Origin of the sequence: Limnobacter humi (assembly GCF_024518835.1) — a bacterium.
GTDB classification, from domain to species: Bacteria; Pseudomonadota; Gammaproteobacteria; order Burkholderiales; family Burkholderiaceae_B; genus Limnobacter; species Limnobacter humi.
On sequence record NZ_JANIGO010000004.1, the window covers coordinates 74,471 to 99,756 of the forward strand.

Annotated in this window: 26 protein-coding genes; 10 read left to right on the plus strand and 16 right to left on the minus strand. The window is 54.2% G+C overall.

All coding sequences use genetic code 11. From position 1 onward, the window contains the following. Positions 1-15 precede the first annotated feature (15 nt). The 7 genes from NQT62_RS12005 to NQT62_RS12035 all read right to left on the minus strand — a co-directional run bounded on the left by NQT62_RS12005 (position 16) and on the right by NQT62_RS12035 (position 5,755). The gene (locus tag NQT62_RS12005) at positions 16-1,425 is read right to left on the minus strand and encodes a replicative DNA helicase (protein WP_256764960.1); all 1,410 of its coding nucleotides are present in this window, start codon (positions 1,423-1,425) and stop codon (positions 16-18) included. Between the two features lie 145 nt (positions 1,426-1,570). After that, positions 1,571-2,023, minus strand: coding sequence for a 50S ribosomal protein L9 (gene rplI / locus NQT62_RS12010; RefSeq protein WP_256764961.1), 453 nt, complete (start codon positions 2,021-2,023; stop codon positions 1,571-1,573). Between the two features lie 18 nt (positions 2,024-2,041). Next, a complete protein-coding gene (rpsR, locus tag NQT62_RS12015; RefSeq protein ID WP_256764962.1) occupies positions 2,042-2,311 on the minus strand; it encodes a 30S ribosomal protein S18 in 270 nt (89 codons plus the stop codon). A 27-nt stretch (positions 2,312-2,338) separates the two neighbouring features. After that, the gene (gene priB, locus NQT62_RS12020; RefSeq protein ID WP_256764963.1) at positions 2,339-2,668 is read right to left on the minus strand and encodes a primosomal replication protein N; all 330 of its coding nucleotides are present in this window, start codon (positions 2,666-2,668) and stop codon (positions 2,339-2,341) included. 23 nt (positions 2,669-2,691) lie between these two features. Next, the gene (gene rpsF, locus NQT62_RS12025) at positions 2,692-3,102 is read right to left on the minus strand and encodes a 30S ribosomal protein S6 (RefSeq protein WP_256764964.1); all 411 of its coding nucleotides are present in this window, start codon (positions 3,100-3,102) and stop codon (positions 2,692-2,694) included. A gap of 156 nt (positions 3,103-3,258) precedes the next feature. Next, positions 3,259-4,941, minus strand: coding sequence for an AMP-binding protein (locus NQT62_RS12030; protein ID WP_256764965.1), 1,683 nt, complete (start codon positions 4,939-4,941; stop codon positions 3,259-3,261). Between the two features lie 88 nt (positions 4,942-5,029). Then, the gene (locus tag NQT62_RS12035) at positions 5,030-5,755 is read right to left on the minus strand and encodes an FFLEELY motif protein (protein ID WP_256764966.1); all 726 of its coding nucleotides are present in this window, start codon (positions 5,753-5,755) and stop codon (positions 5,030-5,032) included. A gap of 132 nt (positions 5,756-5,887) precedes the next feature. On the opposite strand from NQT62_RS12035, the gene NQT62_RS12040 reads away from it, so the two are divergent. Together NQT62_RS12040 and NQT62_RS12045 are read left to right on the plus strand one after the other, a co-directional pair. Next, positions 5,888-7,339, plus strand: coding sequence for a coniferyl aldehyde dehydrogenase (locus tag NQT62_RS12040; protein ID WP_256764967.1), 1,452 nt, complete (start codon positions 5,888-5,890; stop codon positions 7,337-7,339). A gap of 67 nt (positions 7,340-7,406) precedes the next feature. Next, positions 7,407-8,405, plus strand: a complete 999-nt coding sequence (locus tag NQT62_RS12045) for an esterase/lipase family protein (RefSeq protein WP_256764968.1) — start codon at positions 7,407-7,409, stop codon at positions 8,403-8,405. Here the strand turns inward: NQT62_RS12045 and NQT62_RS12050 are convergent. Further along, a complete protein-coding gene (locus NQT62_RS12050; RefSeq protein WP_256764969.1) occupies positions 8,396-10,381 on the minus strand; it encodes an SDR family oxidoreductase in 1,986 nt (661 codons plus the stop codon). The two genes, NQT62_RS12045 and NQT62_RS12050, sit on opposite strands and share 10 nt — an antisense overlap. Before the next feature lie 155 nt (positions 10,382-10,536). On the opposite strand from NQT62_RS12050, the gene NQT62_RS12055 reads away from it, so the two are divergent. The 4 genes from NQT62_RS12055 (at position 10,537) to NQT62_RS12070 (ending at position 13,438) form a co-directional block, all read left to right on the plus strand. Beyond that, a complete protein-coding gene (locus NQT62_RS12055) occupies positions 10,537-10,992 on the plus strand; it encodes a phasin family protein (protein WP_256764970.1) in 456 nt (151 codons plus the stop codon). A 103-nt stretch (positions 10,993-11,095) separates the two neighbouring features. After that, positions 11,096-12,349, plus strand: coding sequence for a patatin-like phospholipase family protein (locus NQT62_RS12060; protein ID WP_256764971.1), 1,254 nt, complete (start codon positions 11,096-11,098; stop codon positions 12,347-12,349). Between the two features lie 142 nt (positions 12,350-12,491). Further along, positions 12,492-13,160, plus strand: coding sequence for a TetR/AcrR family transcriptional regulator (locus NQT62_RS12065; RefSeq protein ID WP_256764972.1), 669 nt, complete (start codon positions 12,492-12,494; stop codon positions 13,158-13,160). 20 nt (positions 13,161-13,180) lie between these two features. Then, entirely contained in the window at positions 13,181-13,438 is a 258-nt protein-coding gene (locus NQT62_RS12070) for an acyl-CoA-binding protein (protein WP_256764973.1), read from the plus strand. A gap of 36 nt (positions 13,439-13,474) precedes the next feature. Here NQT62_RS12070 and NQT62_RS12075 read toward each other — a convergent pair whose 3' ends face one another. Further along, positions 13,475-13,825, minus strand: a complete 351-nt coding sequence (locus tag NQT62_RS12075; RefSeq protein ID WP_256764974.1) for an ArsR/SmtB family transcription factor — start codon at positions 13,823-13,825, stop codon at positions 13,475-13,477. Between the two features lie 74 nt (positions 13,826-13,899). Then, positions 13,900-15,501: a peptide chain release factor 3 gene (locus NQT62_RS12080; RefSeq protein ID WP_256764975.1), complete on the minus strand. Its 1,602-nt coding sequence runs from the start codon at positions 15,499-15,501 to the stop codon at positions 13,900-13,902. A gap of 252 nt (positions 15,502-15,753) precedes the next feature. On the opposite strand from NQT62_RS12080, the gene NQT62_RS12085 reads away from it, so the two are divergent. Next, positions 15,754-16,323, plus strand: coding sequence for a hypothetical protein (locus tag NQT62_RS12085; RefSeq protein WP_256764976.1), 570 nt, complete (start codon positions 15,754-15,756; stop codon positions 16,321-16,323). Between the two features lie 74 nt (positions 16,324-16,397). On the opposite strand, the gene NQT62_RS12090 is transcribed toward NQT62_RS12085, so the two are convergent. Beyond that, a complete protein-coding gene (locus NQT62_RS12090) occupies positions 16,398-16,523 on the minus strand; it encodes a hypothetical protein (RefSeq protein ID WP_256764977.1) in 126 nt (41 codons plus the stop codon). A 125-nt stretch (positions 16,524-16,648) separates the two neighbouring features. Here NQT62_RS12090 and NQT62_RS12095 point away from each other — a divergent pair, with 125 nt between their 5' ends. Further along, positions 16,649-17,497: an esterase/lipase family protein gene (locus NQT62_RS12095; protein ID WP_256764978.1), complete on the plus strand. Its 849-nt coding sequence runs from the start codon at positions 16,649-16,651 to the stop codon at positions 17,495-17,497. Between the two features lie 27 nt (positions 17,498-17,524). On the opposite strand, the gene NQT62_RS12100 is transcribed toward NQT62_RS12095, so the two are convergent. Further along, positions 17,525-19,291: a long-chain-acyl-CoA synthetase gene (locus NQT62_RS12100; RefSeq protein ID WP_256764979.1), complete on the minus strand. Its 1,767-nt coding sequence runs from the start codon at positions 19,289-19,291 to the stop codon at positions 17,525-17,527. Between the two features lie 129 nt (positions 19,292-19,420). Between NQT62_RS12100 and NQT62_RS12105 the strand changes: the two genes are divergently transcribed. Together NQT62_RS12105 and NQT62_RS12110 are read left to right on the plus strand one after the other, a co-directional pair. Beyond that, positions 19,421-19,912 carry a hypothetical protein gene (locus NQT62_RS12105; protein WP_256764980.1) on the plus strand — a complete coding sequence of 164 codons (492 nt, stop codon included), beginning with the start codon at positions 19,421-19,423 and terminating at the stop codon, positions 19,910-19,912. A 66-nt stretch (positions 19,913-19,978) separates the two neighbouring features. Further along, positions 19,979-20,563 (plus strand): DUF3501 family protein, encoded by a 585-nt coding sequence (locus NQT62_RS12110; RefSeq protein WP_256764981.1) that lies wholly within the window; start codon positions 19,979-19,981, stop codon positions 20,561-20,563. Between the two features lie 12 nt (positions 20,564-20,575). Here the strand turns inward: NQT62_RS12110 and NQT62_RS12115 are convergent, their stop codons facing one another. The 4 genes from NQT62_RS12115 to NQT62_RS12130 all read right to left on the minus strand — a co-directional run bounded on the left by NQT62_RS12115 (position 20,576) and on the right by NQT62_RS12130 (position 25,284). Next, positions 20,576-22,282 (minus strand): ATP-binding domain-containing protein, encoded by a 1,707-nt coding sequence (locus NQT62_RS12115; RefSeq protein WP_256764982.1) that lies wholly within the window; start codon positions 22,280-22,282, stop codon positions 20,576-20,578. A gap of 3 nt (positions 22,283-22,285) precedes the next feature. Next, positions 22,286-23,215, minus strand: coding sequence for a 3'-5' exonuclease (locus NQT62_RS12120; RefSeq protein WP_256764983.1), 930 nt, complete (start codon positions 23,213-23,215; stop codon positions 22,286-22,288). Between the two features lie 102 nt (positions 23,216-23,317). Beyond that, positions 23,318-24,235: a tRNA lysidine(34) synthetase TilS gene (gene tilS / locus NQT62_RS12125; RefSeq protein ID WP_256764984.1), complete on the minus strand. Its 918-nt coding sequence runs from the start codon at positions 24,233-24,235 to the stop codon at positions 23,318-23,320. A gap of 80 nt (positions 24,236-24,315) precedes the next feature. Beyond that, complete coding sequence (locus NQT62_RS12130) at positions 24,316-25,284, minus strand: acetyl-CoA carboxylase carboxyltransferase subunit alpha (RefSeq protein WP_256764985.1); 969 nt, start codon at positions 25,282-25,284, stop codon at positions 24,316-24,318. Positions 25,285-25,286 lie beyond the last annotated feature (2 nt).

Sequence of the window (25,286 nt, forward strand, 5' to 3'; positions counted from 1 at the left end):
TGGTACAGCGCCAGGTTATTCACTTTCGGGTTGTGGGCCAGCGTAATTTTCAAACTTGGTGTACTGCCCCAGGAAGGTCACGCGCACAGCACCAATGGGGCCGTTACGCTGCTTGCCGATGATGATTTCAGCCGTGCCTTTATCGGGCGAATCGGGGTTGTACACCTCATCCCGGTAAATGAACAGAATCACGTCCGCGTCCTGCTCAATGGCACCCGATTCCCGCAAGTCACTCATCACAGGCCGTTTGTTCGGGCGTTGCTCCAGCCCGCGGTTCAACTGCGACAGTGCAATCACCGGACACCCCAACTCTTTGGCCAAGCCTTTCAAAGACCGGGAAATTTCCGAAATTTCGGTGGCGCGGTTTTCTCCAGGCGATGAGGAACCCATCAACTGCAAGTAATCAATGATGATCAAACCCAGTTGACCGCATTGTCGCGCCAAACGGCGACAGCGGGCCCGCACTTCCATGGGTGACAATGCGGGCGTTTCGTCGATAAACAACTGCGCATTCTGCATCTTCTCCACGGCATAGGTCAGGCGTGGCCAATCCTCGTCGTTCAAACGCCCGGTACGCAGCCGGTGTTGGTCCAAACGCCCCACCGAACCCAGCAGACGCATGGCCAACTGCGTTGCCGCCATTTCCATGGAGAATACGGCCACCGCATGGCCCTCTTCCACCGCCACATGCTCACCAATGTTCAGGCTGAACGCGGTTTTACCCATGGAGGGGCGCCCTGCCACGATAATGAGGTCGCCTGGCTGAAGACCAGAAGTTTTGGCATCCAGATCGGCAAAGCCGGTTGAAATACCGGTGATGTCATCCTGATTGTCGCGATGGTACAGCTCGTCAATCCGCTCCACGACTTTTCCCAGCACCGGTTGAAGCTCCTGAAACCCACCCGCGCCCCGCGCACCATCTTCTGCAATCTTGAAAATCTTGCTTTCGGCTTCGTCCAGAATGGCTTTGGTGTCTTTGCCTTGGGGATTGAGCGCGGAAGTGCAAATCTCGTCTGCAATCGTGATCAATCGGCGAAGCACAGCACGATCCCGCACAATTTCGGCATATCGACGAATGTTCGCGGCCGACGGCGTGTTGGTCGCCAAGGTGTTGAGGTAGGCCAAGCCACCCACATCGTCGGCCTTGCCCGACGACTGCAAGGCCTCGTACACCGTAATTACGTCTGCCGGTCTGGAGTTGTCAATCAGCTTGGCAATGTGTTCAAAAATCAGGCGGTGATCATACCGATAAAAATCGTCAGCGCGAATGACGTCGCCAATTCGATCCCAGGCCTGGTTATCCAACAACAAACCACCCACCACGGATTGCTCAGCCTCGAGCGAATGCGGTGGCACCCGCAGATTACCCAGCTCACTGGTCATGTTGGGTGGATTGGGCGACGTGTCAGACAGATAAGCGTTCATGGACAACCGTTGGGAATGGGAACTGAGACATCAGAATAAGAAAAGGCCACCCTGGGGTGACCTTTTCAGAACTTGGGCTGGTTTCAGTATAACCGAGACCAGCCTTTGTTTTTTACCCTTGACCGTGAGGTCTAAGGTCGGTTTCTTAGGCAGCTTCGCCAGCCACAACCACCTTCACGTCTACAACCACATCAGGGTGCAGCGCAACGGTCACTGTGTGCTCGCCTGCAATTTTCAAGGCGCCGTTGGGCATGCGAACCTGAGCCTTGCTCACTTGCAAACCAGAAGCCAGCAACGCAGCAGAAATGTTGTGGTTGGTCACCGAGCCGAACAATCGACCATCCACCGCGGCCTTTTCGCTCAGTTGAACCACATGGCTGGCCAACTTAACACCCAATGCTTGGGCTTCAGCCAGCTTTTCAGCGGCAGCTTTTTCCAGTTCCGCGCGGCGTGCAGCAAACTCAGCAATGGCCGATTCAGTGGCGCGCTTGGCTTTGCCATAAGGAATCAGGAAGTTGCGGGCGTAGCCGTCTTTCACGCGTACCACGTCACCCAGTTGACCCAGGTTGGGCATCTTTTCAAGAAGAATAACTTGCATGGTGTTCTCCCGTGCTGCTTAGTGGTTGTCGGTGTAAGGCAGCAGAGCCAGGAAGCGAGCGCGCTTGATGGCTGTGTCCAGCTGGCGCTGATAGTGCGCCTTGGTGCCTGTGATGCGAGCAGGCATGATTTTGCCGTTTTCGCTGATGAAATCTTTGAGAGTCTCGATGTCTTTGTAATCGATCTGCTCAACCTTGCCTACTGTAAAACGGCAGAACTTCTTGCGCTTGAACAAGGGGTTCTGCTGTGGACGACGTCCTTTGCGATCATTTTTACGACCAAAAGCCATAATGTTCTCCAACGGTTTAAGCCTTCTTCACGTGCGCACTGCGCAAACATGGAAGCGAAGACTTTTTGATGTATGCGAACGAAGAGCCATAAAACCAACCCAAACGCGCTCAACTCCCAGTGGCAAACCTTCAACTTGATGGGCCGCTGCACCCAACGCAACTGCGCGAACGGTGCAACGAACCTGTCTGGGTTTGGTGGCCTCCAGCTGAACACTGTCGTGTTCAATCTCGAAATCACACACCGGGAGCCCTGCAGGGGTGTAGCGCAGCACCGACTTCGCAATCAGCTTTGCACTCAGCGTGAATTCATTCACACCCTGGGGTTCTCGATTTTCCTGCTCTTCCTCCAAATTCATTCAGTGTGGATGCACGTCAACGATTACTCGTTGTCGTCCGCATCATCGTCTGAATCGGCGCTGTCGTCACTGGCGGCTGCTGTGGCGGCGGCGGCTTTACGCTCTTGCTCGCGCTGAACTTCCTTCATCATGGGAGAAGGCGCTGTTTCAGCCTTCTTCATCTGGATGGTCAGGTGGCGCAGAACGGCGTCGTTGAATTTGAATGCGGTTTCGAGCTCTTCCAGAACAGCTTGGCTGCACTCAATGTTCAGCAGAACGTAGTGCGCCTTGGCCAGCTTCTGAATTGGGTAAGCCAGTTGACGGCGGCCCCAGTCTTCGTGACGGTGTACTTTTCCGCCGTTGGATTCGATGATTCCTCTGTACTTCTCAACCATGGCGGGAACTTGTTCGCTCTGGTCGGGATGCACGATGAAAGCAATTTCATAGTGACGCATGGATAGCTCCTGTGGATTTTCCAAAATTGGAAAAGCTTTCACACCCCCGTGGCATGAAAGCAGGTAACCCAAGATTATAAATCAGTTCTCAGAATGCAACAAGCCCAGAAGCCAATTTAAGCCGCTGGGCTTGCAGGAATTGCTTAATCGCGAAGATTATTGGGCAAGTCGCTTCTTTTCCATGTCACGCAACTCCCGGCGCAGCACCTTGCCCACCGGGCTCTTGGGCAACTCTTTCATAAACTCCACATGCCGGGGAATCTTGTAAGCGGTCATGTGTTTGCGGCAATGTTCAATCATGGCCTCCGAGGTCAACTCATCGTCCTTTTTAACCACAAACAGCTTCACGGCCTCGCCGGTTTTGGAGTCAGGCACGCCGACTGCGGCAGCCTCAAACACAGCCGGGTGCAAGGTGGCCACGGCCTCAATTTCCTTGGGATACACATTAAACCCGGAGACCAGAATCATGTCTTTCTTGCGGTCGGTGATGTAGAAATAACCGTTCTCATCCATGTAAGCAATATCGCCCGTTTTCAACCAGCCGTCTTGCGTCAGGATTTCGGCAGTCTCGCGCGGTTTGTTCCAGTAACCGCGCATCACCTGGGGGCCTTTCACGCACAACTCCCCTTCTTTGCCCACGGGCAATTCATTGAAGTCGTCATCGCGAATGGACACTTGGGTGGAAGGCACAGGCAAACCGATGGAGCCGTTGTATTCCTCATGCAGTGGATTGATGCAGACTGCGGGCGAGGCTTCGGTCAAACCATAGGCTTCCGACAGACGCGTGCCGGTGGTTTTCTTCCAACGCTCAGCCACCGAGGGCTCGATGGCTGCCCCACCACCCAACACCAGCTTGACATGGGAAAAATCAACTTGCGCAAAAGCTGGTGCGTTCAGCAGGCCGTTGAACAACGTATTAACACCCGTTAGCGCCGTGAATGGCACTGAGGCCAGCGTTTTGACAAAAGCCTGTATATTGCGGGGGTCGGTGATTAGCAGGCAATGCCCACCCACTTTCATGAACACCAGGATGTTGGCTGTCAAGCAGAAGATGTGATACATCGGCAAAGCCGTGATGGCAATTTCCTTGCCCTCTTCAATGTCCTGATTCAACCAGCTGGAAGCCTGCTGGAGATTGGACACAATGTTGCCATGGGTCAACATGGCACCTTTGGACACCCCGGTTGTACCACCGGTGTATTGTAAAAAGGCCAGATCATCATGGGTCAAACCGACCGCGCGCAGTTCTTTGCCACGCCCCAGCGCGAGCGCCTTCCGAAAATTGATCGAACCGGACAATGTAAATTTTGGCACCAATTTTTTGATGTACCGCACAACGATATTCAGCAGGTTCCGTTTGAAGAACCCGTGCATTTCCCCAATGGAGGTCACCACCAGGTGTTCAACCGGGGTGTTCTTGATGACCTTCTCCAGCGTGTGAGCCACGTTTTCGAAGATCACAATGACCTTGGCGCCAGAATCCCGCAGTTGGTGCTCCAGTTCGGTGGGGGTGTAAAGGGGGTTCACGTTCACCACCACAAACCCAGCTCGCAATGCGCCCAGCATGGCCACCGGGTACTGCAACATATTGGGCATCATCAGCGCAACACGATCCCCCTTACGCATACCGGGCAATGACTGCAAGTAGGCGCCGAAATCGCGGGTCAATTCGTCCATGCGGGCATAAGTAAGCGCCGTGCCCAGGTTACTGAATGCGGTATTTCCGCCGAACTTTCGGCAAGACTCTTCAAAAATATCTCGAATGGAGCCGTATTGGCCCAAATCAACTTCCTCGGGCACGCCGGGTGGATAACTCTGGATCCATGCCTTGTCTGTCACGGGTGTCTCCTGACGGGAACCGGCTTTTCGTTGAAACAGCCGCCGGTTTTGTGAATAAGCAAATGATGATGAATTCTAATCCACCGGCCTAGCCTGCGGTGGGATGAGGCTGAAAACCCTGAAGTTCGCCGTTGAATATTGCTTCCATCAACGCCAACTCGCGGTCCACGATGGTCTGAAAAAAGTCTTCAGGGCGCTTCAAACTGGCGAAAGCGGACAATCCCGCCCGCAGAAAATCGTGGAAATCTTCTAATTCAGCCTTGCGCGCCGCACCACGCGTCATGCGCAGTACAGATGACAACAAAGGCACCCGTGTGAGCTTGACCAACGATCGGCCAACCTCGGGAACCAGCAAAACCTGTTGTTGGCGAACAGTTTGCTCACCGGTATTTCGAAACAATGTGATGTAAGTTTTTTCATCAAGCAATACTTTAGGATTAATAGTTAACTCCATCATTTTTTGAGCCAATTTTAAATCCATTTCTTCGGCCAAATGGTCCATGTAGATCACCTTGGCAAGCACTTGAACCGCCGCCTGCGGCAAGTATTTCTCGGCCTTGGGCAATACCCGCTCCACTTGTTGATCGCGGTCTTGAAGATCTCGTGGGGTGTACAGATAGTCCAGAAAGAAGCGACAGGCTGCCTGGGTGTCCTTATTATCAAGTAAATCCTGATAAGTCATTTTTAATCGATTGTTTTGAAATGATTTTATCTCAATCAAACACCGCAACAATTCAGGATTGGCCGTGGTCATACGGCGCATTTGACGAACGGACCGTTGTAATTCCGAAGGGCTGGCAGAGGTTAAATTCATGAATTTCGACCGTTGAAAAGTGACATTGGGGGCAACCGCCGGTGCTGCAGCGCAACATTCAAAGCCCGTGGTCAAACGCCCCAAAGTATGTTTACATTCGTTAATGGCAAATCCGGAGACAGAGACACAATCATGAATGCCCCTTCCACACACATCGGTCAAGAACTCTCAGCAGCAGAACTGAAGGCGACCCTTGAATCACTGCGCCAAGCCTACCGCATCAACCCCTATCCCAGTTGGAATCAGCGTCGAGAGTGGCTTCAAAAACTCAGCGACATGATATACGACAACAAGATGGCCTTTGCAGCGGCGATTTCAGAGGATTTTGGTTACCGCTCACCCAACGACACGCTGCTGGCCGAGGTATTCCCGAGCCTGGAAGGCATACGTCACGCCATCAAACATGGCAAATCCTGGATGAAGGTCCGCAAGCAGGGCGCCAGCATCTGGTTCAAGCCGGGCTCCACTGCACTGATGCCACAACCACTGGGCGTGATCGGCGTGATTGTGCCTTGGAACTACCCACTGTTTCTGTCCGCAGGCCCGCTGGTGGCCGCGCTGGCCGCCGGCAATCGCGCATTTATCAAGATGAGCGAATACACCCCCCGCTTTTCCGCATTGCTGGACCAGAAGCTGGCTCAGTATTTGGGTCGGGATGTGGTGCAAGTGGTCAACGGCGGCCCTGAGGTGGCTGCGGAATTCTCTCGCCTGCCCTTTGACCACATTCTGTTTACCGGGTCTACCCCAGTGGGCAAGATGGTCATGAAAGCCGCCGCCGAGAACCTGGTGCCGGTGACCTTGGAACTGGGTGGCAAAAGCCCGGCCATCATCACTGCTGAAACCGCCGCAAACGACGCCCGCCTGAAAAATGCGGTGGGCCGCGTCATTTCGGGTAAGTCAATCAACGCCGGTCAAACCTGTATTGCCCCAGACTACCTGTTGGTCCCCGAAGGCTGTGAGGACCGCGTACTTGCACATGCCAAAGACATCGTCAGCAGACGGTTTCCGGACGGTGTTTTGTCCAAGGACTTCACAGGCATTGTGTCGGACCGACATGCCACGCGCTTGCAACGGCTGACGGACGAAGCGGCTGAGACCGGTGCCCGTATTGTGAACCTGATGAAAACCGGCGATAACCCGGGCCGCAAGGTGCCATTGACTTTTGTTCTGAATGCCAAGAACGACACTGGCTTGATGCAGGAAGAAATTTTCGGTCCGATATTGCCCATCGTCACGTACAAGAGGCTAGACGATGCATTGGCCTACGTGAACGCACGTCCACGTCCACTGGCCTTGTACCTATTTGATGACAACAGCAAGACTCAAGAACTGGTGATGCAACAAACCATCGCCGGTGGTGTGTGCATCAACGAAACCTTGTTCCACATAGCCCAAGAAAACCTGCCTTTCGGTGGCGTGGGTGATTCGGGCATGGGCCACTACCACGGCAAGTATGGCTTTGACACCATGACCAAACTCAAACCCATCTTCAAGCAAGCCCGGTTCAACAGTGCTGAAATGCTGGCACCCCCCTACGGCAAGACCATCAAAATGTTGCTCGATATTTTGACCCGCAAGGTGTGAACATCCAAGCGTGAACCTGCTGGCCCGGCCCTGGTCGGGTTGAGATTGAACAGAAGGAAAGCCTGCTGTGATCAGAACCCTCAACCGACTCTATTGGGTCGGTTATTTTTTGTTCGCGTACACCCTGTACTTCGTCATGCGGGTATGGGTGCACCTGTCCATCAACAACGCCTTGACGCTCTCGATCAGCCTAACGTTTGGCCTGCTGTTTCTGGCCCACGTGGGTTTCAACATTTCCGGCTTCGCCTTGTCATTCAGCGTGCGGCAACTGCCACAAGTGCGAGACAAAGGCTTGCCATTTCACAGCGCCGAGGGCGAGGGGTTCCACAGCCTGAACACATGGCGGTGGATCAAGGCTGTCTTGGCAGAAAGCCTGGCCAGTTTCAAACTCATCATGCTTCAGCAACCCTGGTTCAACATTGATGAGGGGATCCGCCTGGCACCCAAAGCCTGGAAAAAGAAAAAGCCGCTACCGGTGCTGTTGATCCACGGTTACCTGTGTAATGCAGGCGTTTGGTCTCACACCCGCAACATGCTGGAAAAAGCCAACGTGACCACGCATGCCATCACGCTGGAACCAGCCATCGGATCCATTCGACGGTATTCAACCCAAATTCACGACGCCATAGAAGATTTGTTGAAAGCCACAGGGGCTCCGAGGGTGAAAATACTGGCCCACAGCATGGGGGGCGTGGCGACGCGCTACCATGTCACAGAATATGGCCATCATCGAATCGCCGGCCTGATGACCTTGGGCAGCCCACACTTTGGCACGGCTTTGTCCTCACTGGGTGTGGGCAAGAATGTTCGCCAAATGGCATGGGGTAGTTATTTCCTGCGACACTTGCGAGAGCACCCCAGCGACCGTGAATTTCAGGAAAAAATCATTTCACTGTGGACACCCCAGGACAATATCGTGTGTCCACCTTCCTCCTGCAAACTGGAATTCGGACGGAACATTGCGGTCCCCGGTTGTGGCCACGTGAGCTTGGTCACAGATTCCACCACCGAAGACCTCATCCTCAACTGGCTGGCTGAGGATGCCCAAGCGTACGGTCAGAAGTGAATACCCTGCAGCAAGGTGGTGAAGGCCACCTGGTCGGCCGTAGGCCCACCACTCTTCTTGCCCTTGGCCGCCGACTCTGAATCGGGGAACATCCGGAACGATGTGTTCATGAGGATTTGCGCTGGGCGCGGCACCAAAGCATGCATGACCTGCCCCAACACGCCCAAGCGCGTTGCAATGCGAACCGGCCTATGAATAACAGCCTTGGCCACCATATCTGCCGCCTGTTCTGGCGTTAGCGTGGGCACATTGTTGTACAACTTCGTGGGCGCAATCATGGGTGTACGCACCAGCGGCATGTTGATGGTGGTGAAGTGGATATTCAGGTCAGCAAACTCGGACGCTGCACAGCGCGTCCAGGCGTCCAGCGCCCCTTTTGAAGCCACATAGGCTGAAAAGCGCGGTGCGTTGGTCAGTACACCAATCGATGAGATATTCACCACATGGCCTTTGCGGCGCTCCATCATTTTGGGCAGCAAACCATAGGTCACCCGCAGCGCACCAAAATAGTTGAGTTGCATGGTTCGTTCCAGGTCGTGGAATCGATCGAAGCTGTTTTCAATGCCTCGGCGAATGGATCGCCCCGCATTGTTCACCAACACATCCACGTGACCAAAATCTTTCAGCAGCAATGCGACGAATCGATCGCAATCGTCCATGTCGGCAATGTCCACTGCATAGGTGTGTACTGTGCCGCCCTCGGCTTGAATGAGCGCCTTCGCTTCGGCCAGTTTGTCGGCATCTCGGCCGCAAATCACCGTGATGGCCCCTGCCGCTGCAAATTTTTGCGCGGTGGCCAAACCGATGCCGGATGAGCCGCCAGTAATCAGCACCACCTTGTCTTTGACCGTGCCACTGAGGCTTCGGTCCACAAAGAGGTCGGGGTCTAGGTTACGTTCCCAATAATCCCAAATCACCCAAGCGTAATCGTCGAGCTTGGGGCACTCGATGCCACTGCCTTCCAGCGCAGCCAATGTGTCGCGGCAATCGTAACGGGTTGGCCAGTTGATGTAGCCAAACACTTCTTCAGGCAAGGCCAGGTCTTTGAGCACTGCATTGCGAATGCGCCGCACCGGTGTCAAGCTCATCAAGCCCTTCTTCACCGCCCCTGGAATAAAACCAAACATGGCCGCATTCACACGCAGTTCCATTTTCGGCGCATGGGCGGCTTTGGCGAATATGTTCATCACATCGCCGATGCGCTTGGCATTCGGGTCCACCAAGTGAAATGCTTTGCCATCCAGACCTGGTTTGTGCGCAATATGGTCCATGGCATTGACCACAAAGTCCACTGGGACCAGGTTGATTCGGCCACCTTCCAGGCCAATTGTTGGTACCCAAGCTGGCAGCAGTTTGCGCATTTTCTGGATCAGCTTGAAGAAATAATATGGGCCGTCAATCTTGTCCATTTCGCCGGTTTTGGAATCGCCCACAACAAAGGAGGGGCGATACACCCGCCAAGCGCCTTTGCAGTGTTTTCGAACAAGGGCTTCAGCGTCGTGTTTGGTCCGGAAGTATGGATGGTCCAGGTTTTCAGCTTCCTCAAACATGTCCTCACGGAAAATACCCTCGTACAAACCCGCTGCGGCAATGGACGAAACATGCTGAAAGCAACCAACACCCAGTGCATTGGCCAAGTCAACTGCGTTTTTGGTGCCTTGAATATTGGTTTGGATTTGGCTTTCCGCATCGGCAGCCAAATCGTAAATGGCTGCCAAATGAAAGAAATGGTCCACTTGTTTGGTCAGCATTTTCACATCCGCTGCCTTTAAACCCAACTTCGGTTGATTGAGATCACCCACCACCGGCACGCACTGGCCTTTCTTGGCACCCCAGTACTTTTGAAGCTCTGGCACCTTGTCAAGGCTGCCCTCTCGAATCAGGAAATAAATGATGCCTTTCCGCTTGTTGTGAACAAGGCGTTTAACCAAGCGCTTTCCGATGAAACCGGTTGCGCCGGTAACAAAATAGTTCATGGTGGTATCCCTCTCTGTTCTGATGGTTTGTGGGTAAAAACTCTCATGGGGTTTAGTATGCCTTCTCTAGTCCCGCATGAATAAACTATTAGAATAGACAAAAATGAAAGGGTTCGCTGCGCCAGCCGCGAACACACCACCAGGAGAGACAAACAATGACCGGCAAGAAAAAATCCATTGAGAATCCGATCAAAGGTGCTGTGGACAGCGCGCAGCAACTGTTGAATGCTGGCCTGGGTGCCATCACCAAGGCACAGGAAGAAAGTAATCGGGTGTTGGAAAACCTGGTCAAGGAAGGGCAGGAAATTCAGGAGCGAACAGTGAAATTTGCCAATCAGAAAGTCGTTGAAGTCACTGGCGAAGTGACAGGCAAGGTGAGCAAATTGGCTGGCTCTGTCTCCAGCAAGGCCACCCAACACTGGGACAAGCTGGAACAAGTCTTTGAAGAACGCGTTGCACGCGCCTTGGGCCGCTTGGGTGTACCCACCAACAAGGATGTTCAGCAACTGTCAGACCGGATTGAACAGCTGTCAGCGGCCATAGCCCAGCTGACAGGCCAAAAACCGGAGGCTGCTGCCAAAAAAACCGTCAAAGGCAAAAAGGGCGAATAAGCGCCCGGCACGTGTGTCGAACACCTTCGGTTTCGAACAAAACCGGCTCCACTTGGGCCGGTTTTTTTGACCCTGCATCACCCCTTCATCCTGTGCCCACCCCATGACAATCGAACCCAAACAACCCAAAATCGGACTGGCATTGGCTGGTGGCGGACCATTGGGTGCCATTTATGAAGTGGGTGCCCTGGTGGCTTTGTCGGAAGCCATCGAAGGCTTGGACCTCAACGACATGCGGGTGTATGTCGGTGTGTCGGCCGGTGGAATTGTGGCCACCGGTTTGGCTCACAACCTCACGCCCATTCAAATCTACAAGCTGTTCATTGAGGGCGAACCCGCTGACTTTGCATTCGACCCCTCCATCCTGCTGAAACCGGCCTTCAAGGAATACTGGACCCGACTGAGAAAAATCCCCAGTTTACTGGCCACCGCCGTGTCCGATTACTTCTTGCGCGACGATGCCACCTGGGTCAGCTGCATTGAACGACTTGGGGCTGCCATTCCAACAGGCCTGTTCAATGGGGACGAGCTGCATGAATGGATGGCCGATTTAATCGCCAAAGGTGGTGGTACCAACGATTTCCGAAGCCTGAAAAACCGGCTTATTCTGGTGGCCACTGACTTGGATTCCGGCGAATCCATTCCATTTGGCATGCCAGGGCATGATGATGTGCCGATTTCAAAAGCGGTTCAAGCCTCGGCCTCTCTGCCTGGCCTGTTCCCGCCCGTTCGAATCGGTAACCGTCACTATGTGGACGGTGCACTGAAAAAAACGCTGCATGCATCCACGGCCCTGAAAGAAGGTGTTGAGCTGTTGATTTGCCTGAATCCGCTAGTGCCCTATGACGACCGCATGAACCCGCGCAACCACCGACGCCGGGCCAAGGGCAAGGCTTTTCAGCCCGGTTCACGACTATACGAAGGCGGATTGCCGCTGGTGCTGTCGCAGACCTTTCGCTCCATCATCCATTCCCGGATGGACATCGGCATGGAACGGTATGCACACCTGTATCCGAATGCGGATATTGTTCTGTTTGAGCCACAGCATGGCGATGGAGAATTTTTCTTTACCAACCCCTTTAGCTATGCCAGCCGCCGGCGGCTATGCGAACATGCATACCAGCGAACACGGGAAGAGCTCTGGAACCGTCGTCACGATCTGTCCGAGAAGCTGGCACGCCACGGACTTGAACTGAATTTGGAGGTGTTGAAAGACCCCACCATGCGACTGGCCAACAAACCAGCCAAACGCCCAGCCCGAGCTGGCTCCGTGGTGGCCAAGTTTGACCAGCTCGAAGACTCGCTCAACGAGCTGGACCGTTACCTCCGAATTGCAAAAACACGTCAAATTGCATGACACAATCGCAGGGTTTTTGCGGATTCCCTTTTGTCGATGATACGAAAACCACGTATGCTTACAGCTTGAATAAAACCAATAAAAACTGCCCACCTGGCTGGGTTACGAGTGCCCTCCGGGCTCGACAGGAGACGACCTGAGAATGGAACGCAAGCCTCCAAGAAGAACAAGAGAACGAATTCTCGATTTGTCACTGCGGCTGTTCAATGAATTCGGTGAACCAAACATCACCACCACGGTGATTGCCGATGAAATGAACATCAGCCCGGGCAATCTCTACTACCATTTCCGCAACAAAGACGACATCGTCAACAGCATTTTTGCCGGCTTCGAGAAAGAGATTGATGGATTGCTGGATGTACCTGGCAACCGGCAAGCCAACATCGAAGACGCTTGGCTGTACCTGCAGGTGTCGTTCGAACTGATTTGGCGTTACCGGTTTTTGTACCGGGACCTGAACGACTTGCTGTCGCGCAACCGAACCCTTGAAATCCATTTCAAACGCATTCTGAAACACAAGGTCGATGTGGCCCGCAGGCTTTGCGAAGGGTTGGTTGAAAGTGGCGACATGATGGCCAGCCAAACGCAAATCAATGCGCTGGCCACGAACATGGTGGTGGTGGCCACTTACTGGTTAAGCTATGAATACGTGCGAGACCCACGCCATTTCAATGACGAAGCCACCATGAGTGCAGCCTTGGCCAATGGCGTTTACCAGGTGATGTGCCTGCTTGCACCCTACTTGCAAGGCAACGCCAAGGAATTGTTTGAAAGCCTTGCACAGTCATTTTTGACTGAAGACAACACATAACAACATGGAGAGAGACCCCAATGAGTGACTTGAAAGCCCGTTTTGAAAAGGCTGTTGCAGAGTCGAAATCACTGCCATCACGGCCGGATAACCAAACCCTGCTGAAAATTTACGCCCTGTTTAAACAAGCATCTGAAGGCGACAACACGGGTAAGCGCCCAGGCTTTACCGACATTGTGGGCCGCGCTAAATACGATGCCTGGAAGGGCCTTGAAGGTACCAGCAAAGATCAAGCGATGCAAAATTACATTGATTTGATCGAATCGCTGAAGGGCTAATTTCCAAACAGGCTCAACCCATGAGCCTGTTTTTCTTTACATGTTCCCTTGGCGAAATACTTCGGCGGCTTGTCTGCTCTCCACAGCGACGCTGTCCATTTTCGCAGCCACGTGCACACACACTGTACGACACAACTCCACAACAGTGGGCTCTTTCACTTGGTACATGACCAGCGTGCCCTCTTTGCGCCGTGACAGCACCCCTGCCCGGTACATCAGGTTCAGATGTCTGGATACGTTGGACTGTGTAGACTCCACACCTTCAACAATGTCATTGACCGATTTTTCACCGTCGCACAAAACGCGGATGATTTTTAACCGGGTCGGCTCAGACAGCACCGAAAAAAAACCGGACACTTGCTCCAGCAGGGAATCCAATTCACTCATAGATCTATTCCAAAACAGGCGCGCCCAGGCTCGCCATGGACAGGGTCAGTATGTCAGTCATTAAATCGGAAGCTTCAGTGCTTGGCAAGCAAGAGCCCTGCATGCTCCCGCATCGGGTGAAATTCAATACTTTCCCAACGCTTTTGCATGACATCCAAGTCAAACCGAGAGGTGGCCAAAAACGCCACAGTGTCGGCCGCATCCGTCACCATGCGGCCCACGTTTGCATCCATGAAGCGGCGCAAATCGGTGGGGTTTTTGCTGGTTACCCAACGCGCACAACTGTAGCGGCTGGGTGCCAAACGCACGTCAACACCGTATTCAGCTTTGAGTCGGGCTTGCACCACTTCAAATTGAAGTTGGCCCACAGCACCTAGCAACATGTCGGAACCCATCATGGGTTTGAACACCTGAATCGCACCCTCCTCACCCAGTTCGGTCAAACCTTTCTGGAGCTGCTTGCTGCGCATCGGGTCTTTCAGCTCGACAGCGGCAAACAGTTCAGGCGCAAAAAACGGCAAACCCGTGAACTGCAGAGACTCCCCTTCACTCAGTGAGTCGCCCAACTGCAAGCCACCATGGGTGGTCAATCCAATAATGTCGCCAGCAAACGCTTCATCGACCCGGTCGCGGCGTTGAGACAAAAATGTCACCACGCTGGTAGGGCGAAAATCCTTTCCGGTGCGCAAAACCTTAAAGCGCATGCCCTGTTCGAATTTGCCAGACAGCACCCGCACAAAGGCGATTCGGTCGCGGTGGGATGGGTCCATATTGGCCTGAATTTTGAACACCACACCCGTGAACTTGCTTTCATCGGGTTGCACTTCCCGCTCCAGGGCCTTGCGCGGACCAGGGCTTGGGGCCACATCCACGAGCGCGTCTAGTACCTCTTGCACGCCGAAGTTGTTCACGGCCGAGCCAAAAAACATGGGGGTTTGCTGGCCAGCCAAAAAGGCTTCATGGTCGAATGCCGGGGCTGCAGTGGTCACCAGGTCGATTTCCTGCTCTGCCACTGCAAACTCGGCGCCAAACCGCTCGCGCAACAGTGGGCGATTGTCACCCGCAATCACCTCGTCGTCTTCCCGTCTGCGGTCTTCGCCGGGTGTAAACACACGCATGTGGTTTTTTCGAATATCGAAAATGCCGTGAAACAGTTTGCCCTGCCCCACCGGCCAGGCAAACGGCACACACGGAATACCCAAAGTGCTTTCAATTTCATCCATCAACACCAACGGCTCACGCACCTCCCGGTCCAGCTTGTTAACAAAAGTGATGATGGGTGTGTTGCGAGCACGACACACTTCAATCAGGCGCAGCGTTTGGGGCTCCACACCATTGGCCGCATCAATCACCATCAAGGCAGCATCCACGGCGGTGAGCACTCGGTAGGTGTCTTCAGAGAAGTCTTGGTGACCTGGGGTGTCGAGCAGGTTGATGACACAATCGCGATATTCCATCTGCATCACCGACGATGCCACCGAAATACCCCGCTGCTTTTCAATCTCCATCCAGTCAGACGTGGCGTGGCGCGAGGCTTTGCGCGCCTTGACACTACCGGCAATCTGGATTGCACCGGCGAACAGCAACAGCTTCTCTGTCAGGGTGGTTTTACCGGCATCGGGGTGGGAAATGATTGCAAACGTTCTGCGGCGTTTGACTTCGGATGGAATGGACACAGCTTGCCCCACAACAAAACCTGCGATTTTACACCCTTCAGGCCAGGCAAATCGATTCAGGCAATTCAAGTAATCGGTTGGGTTGTATGCACCCTTGTCTGTGACAGAGCTGTTTCAAAAGCCCCATCCACCGGCCTTCCACGGCCGTTTTTAGTATAGAGCCTCAGGTTCAAACCCTTTCAATGACAAATCGATTTGCCTATAGTGGCACCTGTCACGACTTAAGACCACCGCTACCCCAAGGAGATCACCATGTACGCATTTGAAAAAACAGCTGAACTGCTGAGCAAAACCAATTCCGAACTGAAAGCCCAGCACCAAGTTGCTGCCAAGGCGCTGAATAGCCTGGTTGAGTCCCAGTTCAGCCTGTTGTCCCAAGGCCTGGGCACCGCATTCACTGCTGCTGAGAAGCTGCCCCTGGCCGACAAACCCCTGGTTGCAACCACTCGCACAGAACTGAAGCAAGGTCTGGAAAAAGTGGTGGGTGTAAGCCAGGCATACACACAGAAAGGCGTTGAGTTGTTCGAAACACAACTGCCCGTTGTGATCGACAAAGGCTTCTCCTACGCTGCACTGGCGCTGTCACAAGTGGAATCTGTGACTGAAAACGTGGTGACCCTGAGCGTGTCTGCTCTGGAACAGGCCAAAAAAAACGAAACCCTGAAACCAGCCATTCAGCAAGCCGAACAAATCGCTGAGCAACTGTTCAAGAAAATTGGTGTGAAAGGTGAAGTGGCTGCGAAAGCAACCAAGAAGCCTGCTGCGAAGAAGGCAGCGCCCCGCGCCAAAAAAGCAGCCGCAGCCCCCAAGGCATCTGTTTAATCAACAGCGGATCTGCTCAACCGCTTCGGCGGTCAGGAAAGCCCTCTCCACAGCGTGGTTGAGGGCTTTTTTATTCAGCACAGCCACAGAATCAAACCATAACAAACACCACCACCGACCAGGCCAACCAGCCATTCACGCTTGGTTTGAAGCTCAGTCAACTGTGGCAGGGAAAACAAGGCGTTGTTTGAATGGTCCATGTGAACGCTCCGTTGCATCTATTGAGGGGTGGCATTGGGTTGAAGTGTACGAAGCGCTAAGCCGCTTGTCTTTCCCGCGAATGGGGCCACTGGAAATGGGTGCCCCACCCAATTGAAGGAACCGCATGCAAGCATTGATTGCCTGGATCGGCCTGACCTTGAGCTGTCTGGCCACCCACTTGTCCGCTGAACCCTTGCCAAGGCCTGACAAGCCAACCATTCCAGAATCCAGCTCATGGACTGAGTCCCTGCTGTCTCGGGTCTTTCTGGGCCATGCAGTACCGGCTGGCGCCAACAACTGGTCCTGCAGACCCAGTCACGGTGAAAATCCGGTTGTTCTAATCCATGGCACGTTTTCCAGCAGTGCGCTGTCCTTCGGTGCCCTGGCGCCACGCCTGTCCAACGCGGGGGTTTGCGTGTTTACCTTGAATTACGGTGGGAAATCCGATTCAGACTGGTTTCAGGGCGTAGAGGCGGTGGATGACTCAGCTCAGGAAGTGACGCGATTCATCGGACTGGTCAAAGCAGCCACTGGCGCACGCCATGTCACGCTGGTGGGCCACTCACAAGGCGGTCTGGTTGGTTTTTACAGCTTGAAATTTCTGGGGGCAAGGCAGGACGTCAACCGTTTCATCGCGCTAGCCCCCAGTGTTCAGGGCACGCGCATTGCCAAAACCCCAAAACGATCGGAAGTGGAATATTGCCTGGCTTGCGCCGATCAGCACCCAAAGTCTGACATTGTGCAATCGTTGAGACAGGGTGGAATCACCGTGCCAGGGGTGAGTTACGCCGTGTTAGCGTCCAAAAATGATCAGGTGGTGCTTCCGGTGGAGTCACAATTCGTTCGGGAACCTGGTGTGCAAAATTTATACATTCAAGATGTTTATCCAGAAAAAACCGTGAGCCACAGCGGCATGCTCTATGACGACGACAGCCTGACATTGATTGTGGACCTGGTTCTGGGTCGCCGCTGATCATTCAGCTTGGGCGGTTTACAAAGGTCAGAACGGCACATAGCTTCCTGCAGCGGTGTCTAGCCGCAACAGGGGATCGGATATCCGGCTTGTGTCCAGCCCCTCTTTTTTCAATGTGGCTTTTTGGTATTTGAATGTGCCGGTGGTTTCGGGCTGTTGAATCACACGCAAGTATTGCGGCAATGCATACGCGGGCAGTTCTGCCATCAAAAACCGGGCAAGGTCTTGCCAATCTGGCTCAACACCCATTTTCAACGAGATGGCTGCCATGCCCGCGCGACCATCGGTGCCAGACACCTGAACACCATAGACCACCGCGTGGTCCAGTGCCGGGTAACGGGCCAGCACACCTTCAACCTCCGAAGTGGCCACATTCTCGCCTTTCCAGCGGAATGTATCACCCAAACGGTCCACAAATTGAATGTGATGAAACCCTTGCCGACGCACCAAGTCTCCCGAATTGAACCAGCAATCACCCTGACGAAAGACGTTGCGCAACAATTTGGCTTCATTGGCCTTGGGGTCAGTGTATCCATCGAAAGGTCGCAAGGTGGTCACTTCGCTGATCAGCAAACCCACCTCGCCCAAGGCCACTTTGATGCACCGTCCCTTGCTGTCACGCAGGGCCTGCTCGGTGTCCGTATCGCAAGCCACGATCTGATAAGGCATCGGCGAAAAACCCACGGTCTCCCGCAATCCGAAAGCATTCATGAAGCCAAGATTGGATTCACTGGCCCCGTAAAACTCAAAGATCTGGTGAATACCAAATCGATCCTCAAAGGAGCGCCAAATTTCGGGTCGAAGTCCATTGCCAACGATAAACCGGACTTCATGGTTCTGATCCTCACAACTGACTGGCTGGTTCATGAGGTAACGAAGCAGCTCACCAATGTAACAAAAGGCAGTGGCCTGAAAATGCCGAATACGGCTCCAAAACCGAGTTGCACTGAATTTTTCGTCCATGGCAAAACAGGCGCCAGCGGCGACCACCATGCCCAGGGATACGGTCAACGCATTGTTGTGATACAGGGGCAGACAACAGTAAAACACATCCGTCTCACGCAGGCGTGTGGCAGAGTTCATGCCGCACATGGCTTGCAACCAGCGGTAATGACTCATCACGGAGGCCTTGGGCAAACCAGTGGTCCCCGATGTGAAAATGTAAAAACAGGGCGCTTTGGCAACAATTTCACCAGTCTGCATCAAGTTGTGATCAGCCTGGTTTTCCCAGACTGGCCGAAAACTGCTGAACGCCAGGTGGCTGGACTCGATATCAAACCCCAGGAGTTCGCAACCCTTCAACAGACCTGGATCGGCCTCGGCCAAGGTTTTCAGAATCTGCAGGCCATGGTCACAGGCCACAATCACGCGTGGTTTAACCAAACCGATGCTATGCGCTTGTGCCGAACCAGTTTGGTTGGTGTTCAACAAGGCAGACACGGCGCCCAGCTTGGCCACTGCAATCACCGCCACCAGCAACTCGGTTCGGTTGCGGGACAGTAAACCCACTGCATCGCCAGACCGTACCCCCAAGCTTTGCAATCCCCTGGCCATCTGGTTAGCCATGACGTTGGCCTGGCCATAGGTGAGGCATAAACGCCCATCATCAACAAATTTTCGTTGTGCGTGGCGGGCCGCCTGGTTTTGAAAGACCAAAGCCAGTGAGCGCCGTGACCCTGGGCGCAACGTCGCCAACCCCAGCAAACCCGGCAATAACCTGGGCACATCGGGCAGATAGGACAATGCACCACGGGCAATGTCCAACGGTGATACAGTTTTGGCGTGCAATCCCATTTTGTGTCTTGTCTCCGGCCTTGTTGGCTCATTTTCTTCAGAGAAAAAGATACACTCATTGGGTCAACGATTAACGACACCATGCCGTTTTTATCAATGTCCTCAGGCAGCACACGCGCGAATTTATCCATGTCATCCCTGTTTGGTCAACACCGTAGCCTGTCCCTGTTGTTGGGGTTCGCCTTGGCTTGTGGCGCTGGCATCGCCGCGGCTCGCAATTTCATTGGCTACACTGGTAAGGGATGGGTCTCCGATTACGGCGTTCTAAAAGGTGAGTGCAATGTTCCGGCACTCATCGGGCCTAACAAAAAGCCATTGCCGGCACAAATGGCCATGGTCGACGTCGACGCGGCATTTGACGCGGTATTGCCCAATGGAAAGAACGACACCGCCCGACAACTGGATGCGCAATGTTTTGGACATACCCTCGAGCTGGTACCCACTGGCCAAGCGGTACGCTGGGTAAATCCCTTGAGTGGCAACGGTGTGTATCTCTCACCAGGTGCCAAATCTGACACCTGCCGCACCTACCTGGGCGTACTGGCCAGCAGCGGTCAGAAGAGTAAATTTCGAGGCGAGGCCTGCTCGACAGCGCCTGGAGTCTGGAAAATCCAGCCCTGAGCCACTGACCCCGGTTTGCCATTTTGCGTTAAGCTAAAGATGTTGTCGGACACCTGCAGCACCGCGATGGCCAAAATTTCCCGAAACAGCTTGCTCAAACCGGGCATTTACGCAGCACAACGCCAGCAATGGCGCGATCGTGTGATTCCGTTCAAAAAACTGCGCACTGTGCACATTGGCAAACACGCCACTGTGCTGTTCGAAAACGAACTGACCATTCGGTATCAGCTCCAGGAAATGATCCGGGTGGACAAATCCATGGAGCAAGACGCGTTGCATCACGAGCTGGCGGTATACAACGCATTACTACCCGAACAACGCGCCCTGAAGGCCACATTGCTCCTGGAATTTGTCGATGCCGATATTCGAGACGCCAAACTGGCTCAGTTGCAAGGTATTGAACACGCGGTATGGATCAAGGTGGACGGACACCCGCCCGTTCACGGGCAGCCGGTTGCAGGCTTGGATGATCGTCACACCGATCGGGCGGCCTCTGTGTATTTTTTAAGTTTTCAGCTCAGCCCACAGGCTGCGCAGGACTTCATTGGCGGGGAAGCCGTGGCCATGGGAATCGATCACCCGGCTTACAGACACACCGTGGATGAAATTTCACCTGAAACACAGGTGGTATTGATGGAAGACCTGAAATAAACACCGCTCGATTCATGCGGCCCAATCCCCCGGGCGTAAACCCAAGCTCTGTAGCGTTCCTTGCTCCACGACCAGGCTCAAACTCACTGTGGCCCGGGTCATGGCCACGAACAGCTTACGGAAGTCCTGGCGTGAAAACTCCTGCAAAGCAAGCTCGGTAATCACCACAGCCTGGGCTGACTGCCCTTTGAATCGGTAAACAGATTCAGCCAGTACACCACCCTGGGTAAACACCTGGCTGCCCTGCTCATCATATTGACCCGTAAAATGCCGCAGACTGTAAGGCCCCAACTGTTGCTGCTTCAATACCAGCGACTTTTCATGCCCACGCATGGTCAGGACAACAATCCGGTCCCTTGAAAAACCCTGCTTCAGACAACGCGTAACGGCCTTGGCAGTTTGGGCCAGCAGCTCGGTTTCGGTGGTGTAGGCCAGGCATTCCAAGGGCAAGCCATCCAGTGGACATGCAGATTCAATCTCCAAGGGTTGGCCTTGCATACCCTGAAATTTTGCCTGCAGGGTCAACAAGGCATCCACAATGCGCCGGGGGTTTCGATAATTCACCGGCACCGTCAGCTTTACCCAGCCTGGCAGCGGCACGGCAGGTTGGTCATACAAATTCTGTTCAGGGTCCTCCAGCCAAAGCCAGCGGGTCCTGGTGTGCCCCAGCCGCAGCAGCACGGGTAACCAGGCTGGATCGAAATCCTGCCCTTCGTCGACCACCACTGTGTCAAATTGCCAACGCAGGTCCACCGGCAAATCCAGTACAGCCAGCGGCAACCTCGCAAATGCCCCCTGCTGGCTGTAATCGGGCTCTTGACCTGCATCCCGAAGCATGCGGTCACACAAGGCATGGAAATTGAACACCTGAACACCCATGTGCTCAGCCTGGCGCACCAGACCACTCACGTGTGCCGCCAGAGGTCGGTTGTAACACACATACAGGGCACGCGACTTGGCCTGGGCAGCCTGCCTCAGCTCCCTCAGCGCCAACAGTGATTTGCCACAGCCCGCAGTGCCTGCCACTCGCAATCGAAAGGGTTCAACATCAAGACGAGAGACCCATTGCTCCAGGCCTTGCGCAAGGCGAGTGACCACAGTGTCGGCAGCCTCGGACAAAGCCCCCACCTCTGGCACCAAATCCAGGGCATTGCACAAAAACTGGTGCACCTGGTCACTGCTGGCATGGTCGGGCTCAAGCAATGCGCCCGCATTCGCCCAAGCGTCATTGAGTAACTTCAATTTGGTCGCGAGAGTATCTTTTTGCGCAGCATCCACCACACGACTTGACTCCACCGCCAAGCCCTGCGGGTTGGGCACAGAAAAATCGGGGCAATACAAAACCCAGTCGGTCTTCAGGATTTTGGTGGGTTGTGCACGCAAAAATTTGTCCTGCAGCTGGGACATTTGACGGTGCAGTGCATTTACAGGGTCTTCCTGAACATTGCCGTGCTGTTTGTACAATCGCCCGTCTTGAAATGTCATCAAACCGGTGCGCATGAGTAAACCAATTAATAACCCACTGGGACACAGCACCAAAAACTGGATGTGACCCAGCACCGTCATCCCATGTTCCATCCGGGTCCAGTGCAAACCGTGATACACCACAAAGCCGTCGGGCAAACGGGCTTTTAGTTGCATCAACAAATCCTGCTCTCGCGCCATCCAGCCTGCAGTCAGCGCTGTGGGTGTCAGGCTGGGGTAAACATGCGCACCCAAGGGTTACACTTCCTTGAACTGCTGTTTGAGGGTTTGTCCAGAATAGCGATCCGTGCCAGCTTCAATGCGAAAGCCAAGCATGATCTTCTGGTCGGTGGCGTAGACCTGGGTACGGAGCCATTCGATGACCTCCTTGCCTTCTGAAAATCCAATCGCCTGATATTCCCACACACGATCCTCGGCATTCCAGCGAAACCCCCGGGTTTTCAGCACATCCTTTTTTTCGAAAGGCGCTTTCAATGCTGCAATCTGGTAGATGGATTCATTGGCGCTTTCGAACAGGACCTGAAATGGCATTCGATGGGAAGTTTTCAACGGTTGAGCCAACACATGCGCCAGCGCATTACAGTCTTCCACCGCCCTGTGAGCGCCATGAAAAAACCCGCAGTCTGATAACAGGTATTCCAGCTTTCGACCGGTATATCCCTCCTGGGTCCAAGGCAACTCTTTAAACGTACAGGCCCAAACCGTGTCGCTCAAGCAATCGAACCGACGCATCAGGAATGGTTTGTCAAATGCAGCGTTGTGAGCAACACAGAGGCTGGCCTGTCGAACCAGATCAGCAAATACCGCATCGTCAAACCGCTGGCCTTTCACCATCTCGTTGGTAATTCCATGGATGGCAGTGCTTTCTTCAGCAATCGGCTGGCGGGGCTGTTCAAGGCCGCCATACTGACCCAGCAGACGCCCCAGCGCACCGGTGTCTCGATCCACCTCAACCAACAGCGCCCCCACCTCAATCAGTTCTGAATTGGCCAGCTCAAGACCGGTCGTCTCGGTGTCTACGATCAGCACTGGCACCGGGTTGTTGACCTCACCGCCAAAATTGTCTCGCAGGGCGATACGCCGAAGGATTTTGAATTGCCCCGTAGACTCCAGCCATTGCGCGATGGTTTCCGGGTCAATGTGGGACCAGTCGGCGGGTTGGGTCATGGTACAAGCCTGAACACGAGAAAAAAAAGTACGGGGAAAACCAGTCGGAATAGACTGGCGACTGTTCAATCATAACCGAGTGTGACGCGTTGCTGGGTCAAGTCAGAATTCGCGTTGAATTCGGGCCAAACCACGGTGAATCTTCAAGCACCAACCGGAGGTGACCTGCCTGCGCCCGCCCTGTGTGCTAGCCATCAACTGGCGATCCAGTTCCAGCAGGGCTTCCCGACCGCAGCGAATACCGCCCTGCTCCAGCCAATGCTTGAGAAAAGCTGTTCGGGTGCTTGGGGCCAAGGGCCGCCAAGCGGCCAACTTCAGTTGCAAGTCCGAGTCGCACAGCGTCATCACCAGAGACTGGTGCGCAAGCGCGTCGGCCTGTACACCCGTTGCAATGTGACGGGCCAGTTGCAGCACCCCCTGGTCCACTTGCGGAAAGTGTTCTCGCAGTGCGGGCAACAATTCGCGCCGTAACCAATTGCGCCGAATGGATACATCCACATTGCTGGGGTCTTCCACCCAGCTCAGGGTGTGGTGCCCTGCATACGATTCCAGATCTCGTCGGGTGCAGTCCAGCAAAGGTCGAACCAGGCTCATACCCACAGCCTGAACACGGTTAACGCCCATTGGACCGTAGGCACGCATACCCGCCAAGCCTTTGATGCCAGATCCACGGAACAATTGAAGCAACACGGTCTCCACCTGATCATCTCGGTGATGTGCTGTGGCCAGCACCGAGCAATCCTGCGCGCTCATCCAGCGTTGCAGCACGGCATAACGTGCTTGCCGGGCGTCCGCCTCCAGTCCAAGGCCAGTGTCCTGTACCTCCACCGCAAGGCACTCAAACGGGATATTCAACGCAGCGCACAGCGCAGCACAATGGCCAGGCCAATCCTGGGCCGCAGGCTGCAGGCCATGATTCACGTGCACGGCAATCAAAGGCCGGCCCGTGGCGTGCAACGCATGCAGGAGGACCGTCGAATCAAGACCACCGGAAAGCGCCACAGCCATAGGCTGTGTCACCGGCAGATGCTCTCCGTGCAATAAGAAAAAACGATGTATTGCCCTGTTGACCGGATGCTCACGGCCGAGCCCCGATTCAATCAAGATGACTGAACAACCTTGAAGTGGCCATAGCTCATCAACCGGTCGTGACGGGCATCCAGCAAGGTCTTCACCTGATAGGTCGTCAGCAGGTTGAGGGCTGCCTTGATCGACGCTTTCAGGTTTTGTGCGGTCTCTTGATGATCTCGATGCGCACCACCAAAACTTTCCTTAACGATTTCCTGAATGAGGCTGAGATCACGCAAGCGTTTTGCTGTAATGCCCAAGGCCTCGGCAGCGTCGGGCGCTCGTTCAGCACTGCGCCACAGAATGGACGCACAACCTTCGGGTGATATCACCGAGTAGGTGGCGTATTCCAGCATGATGACATGGTCAGCCACAGCCAATGCCAAGGCACCGCCCGAGCCACCTTCACCAATGATCGCGCTGACAATCGGTACTTCAATTTGAGCCATTTCAATGAGGTTGCGGCCAATCGCCTCGGACTGACCACGCTCCTCCGCATCAATCCCGGGGTAAGCGCCCGGGGTATCGACCAAGGTCACAATCGGAATCCCGAATTTTTCAGCCGTTTTCATCAACCGAAGGGCTTTTCGATATCCTTCTGGTCGAGACATGCCGAAGTTGCGATGCGTACGCTCCTTGACATCACGGCCTTTCTGGTGGCCAATCACCATCACGGGCTGTCCATCCAGACGCGCAAGGCCCCCAACAATGGAGGGGTCGTCTGCAAAATGCCGATCACCATGCAATTCATGAAAATCGGTGAATGCATGTTCGATGTAGTCCAGGGTGTATGGGCGCTGGGGATGACGCGCCACCTGCGACACTTGCCAAGGGCTCAGCTTGGCGTACAACTCTTTGGTGAGTTGATCACTTTTGGTCTCCAAACGCCGAATTTCTTCGGAAAGATCGACCGCTGAGCCGTCTTGAACCAGCCGCAGCTCTTCAATTTTGCCCTTGAGCTCTGCAATGGGTGACTCAAAATCCAGGAATGTTTGCTTCATGA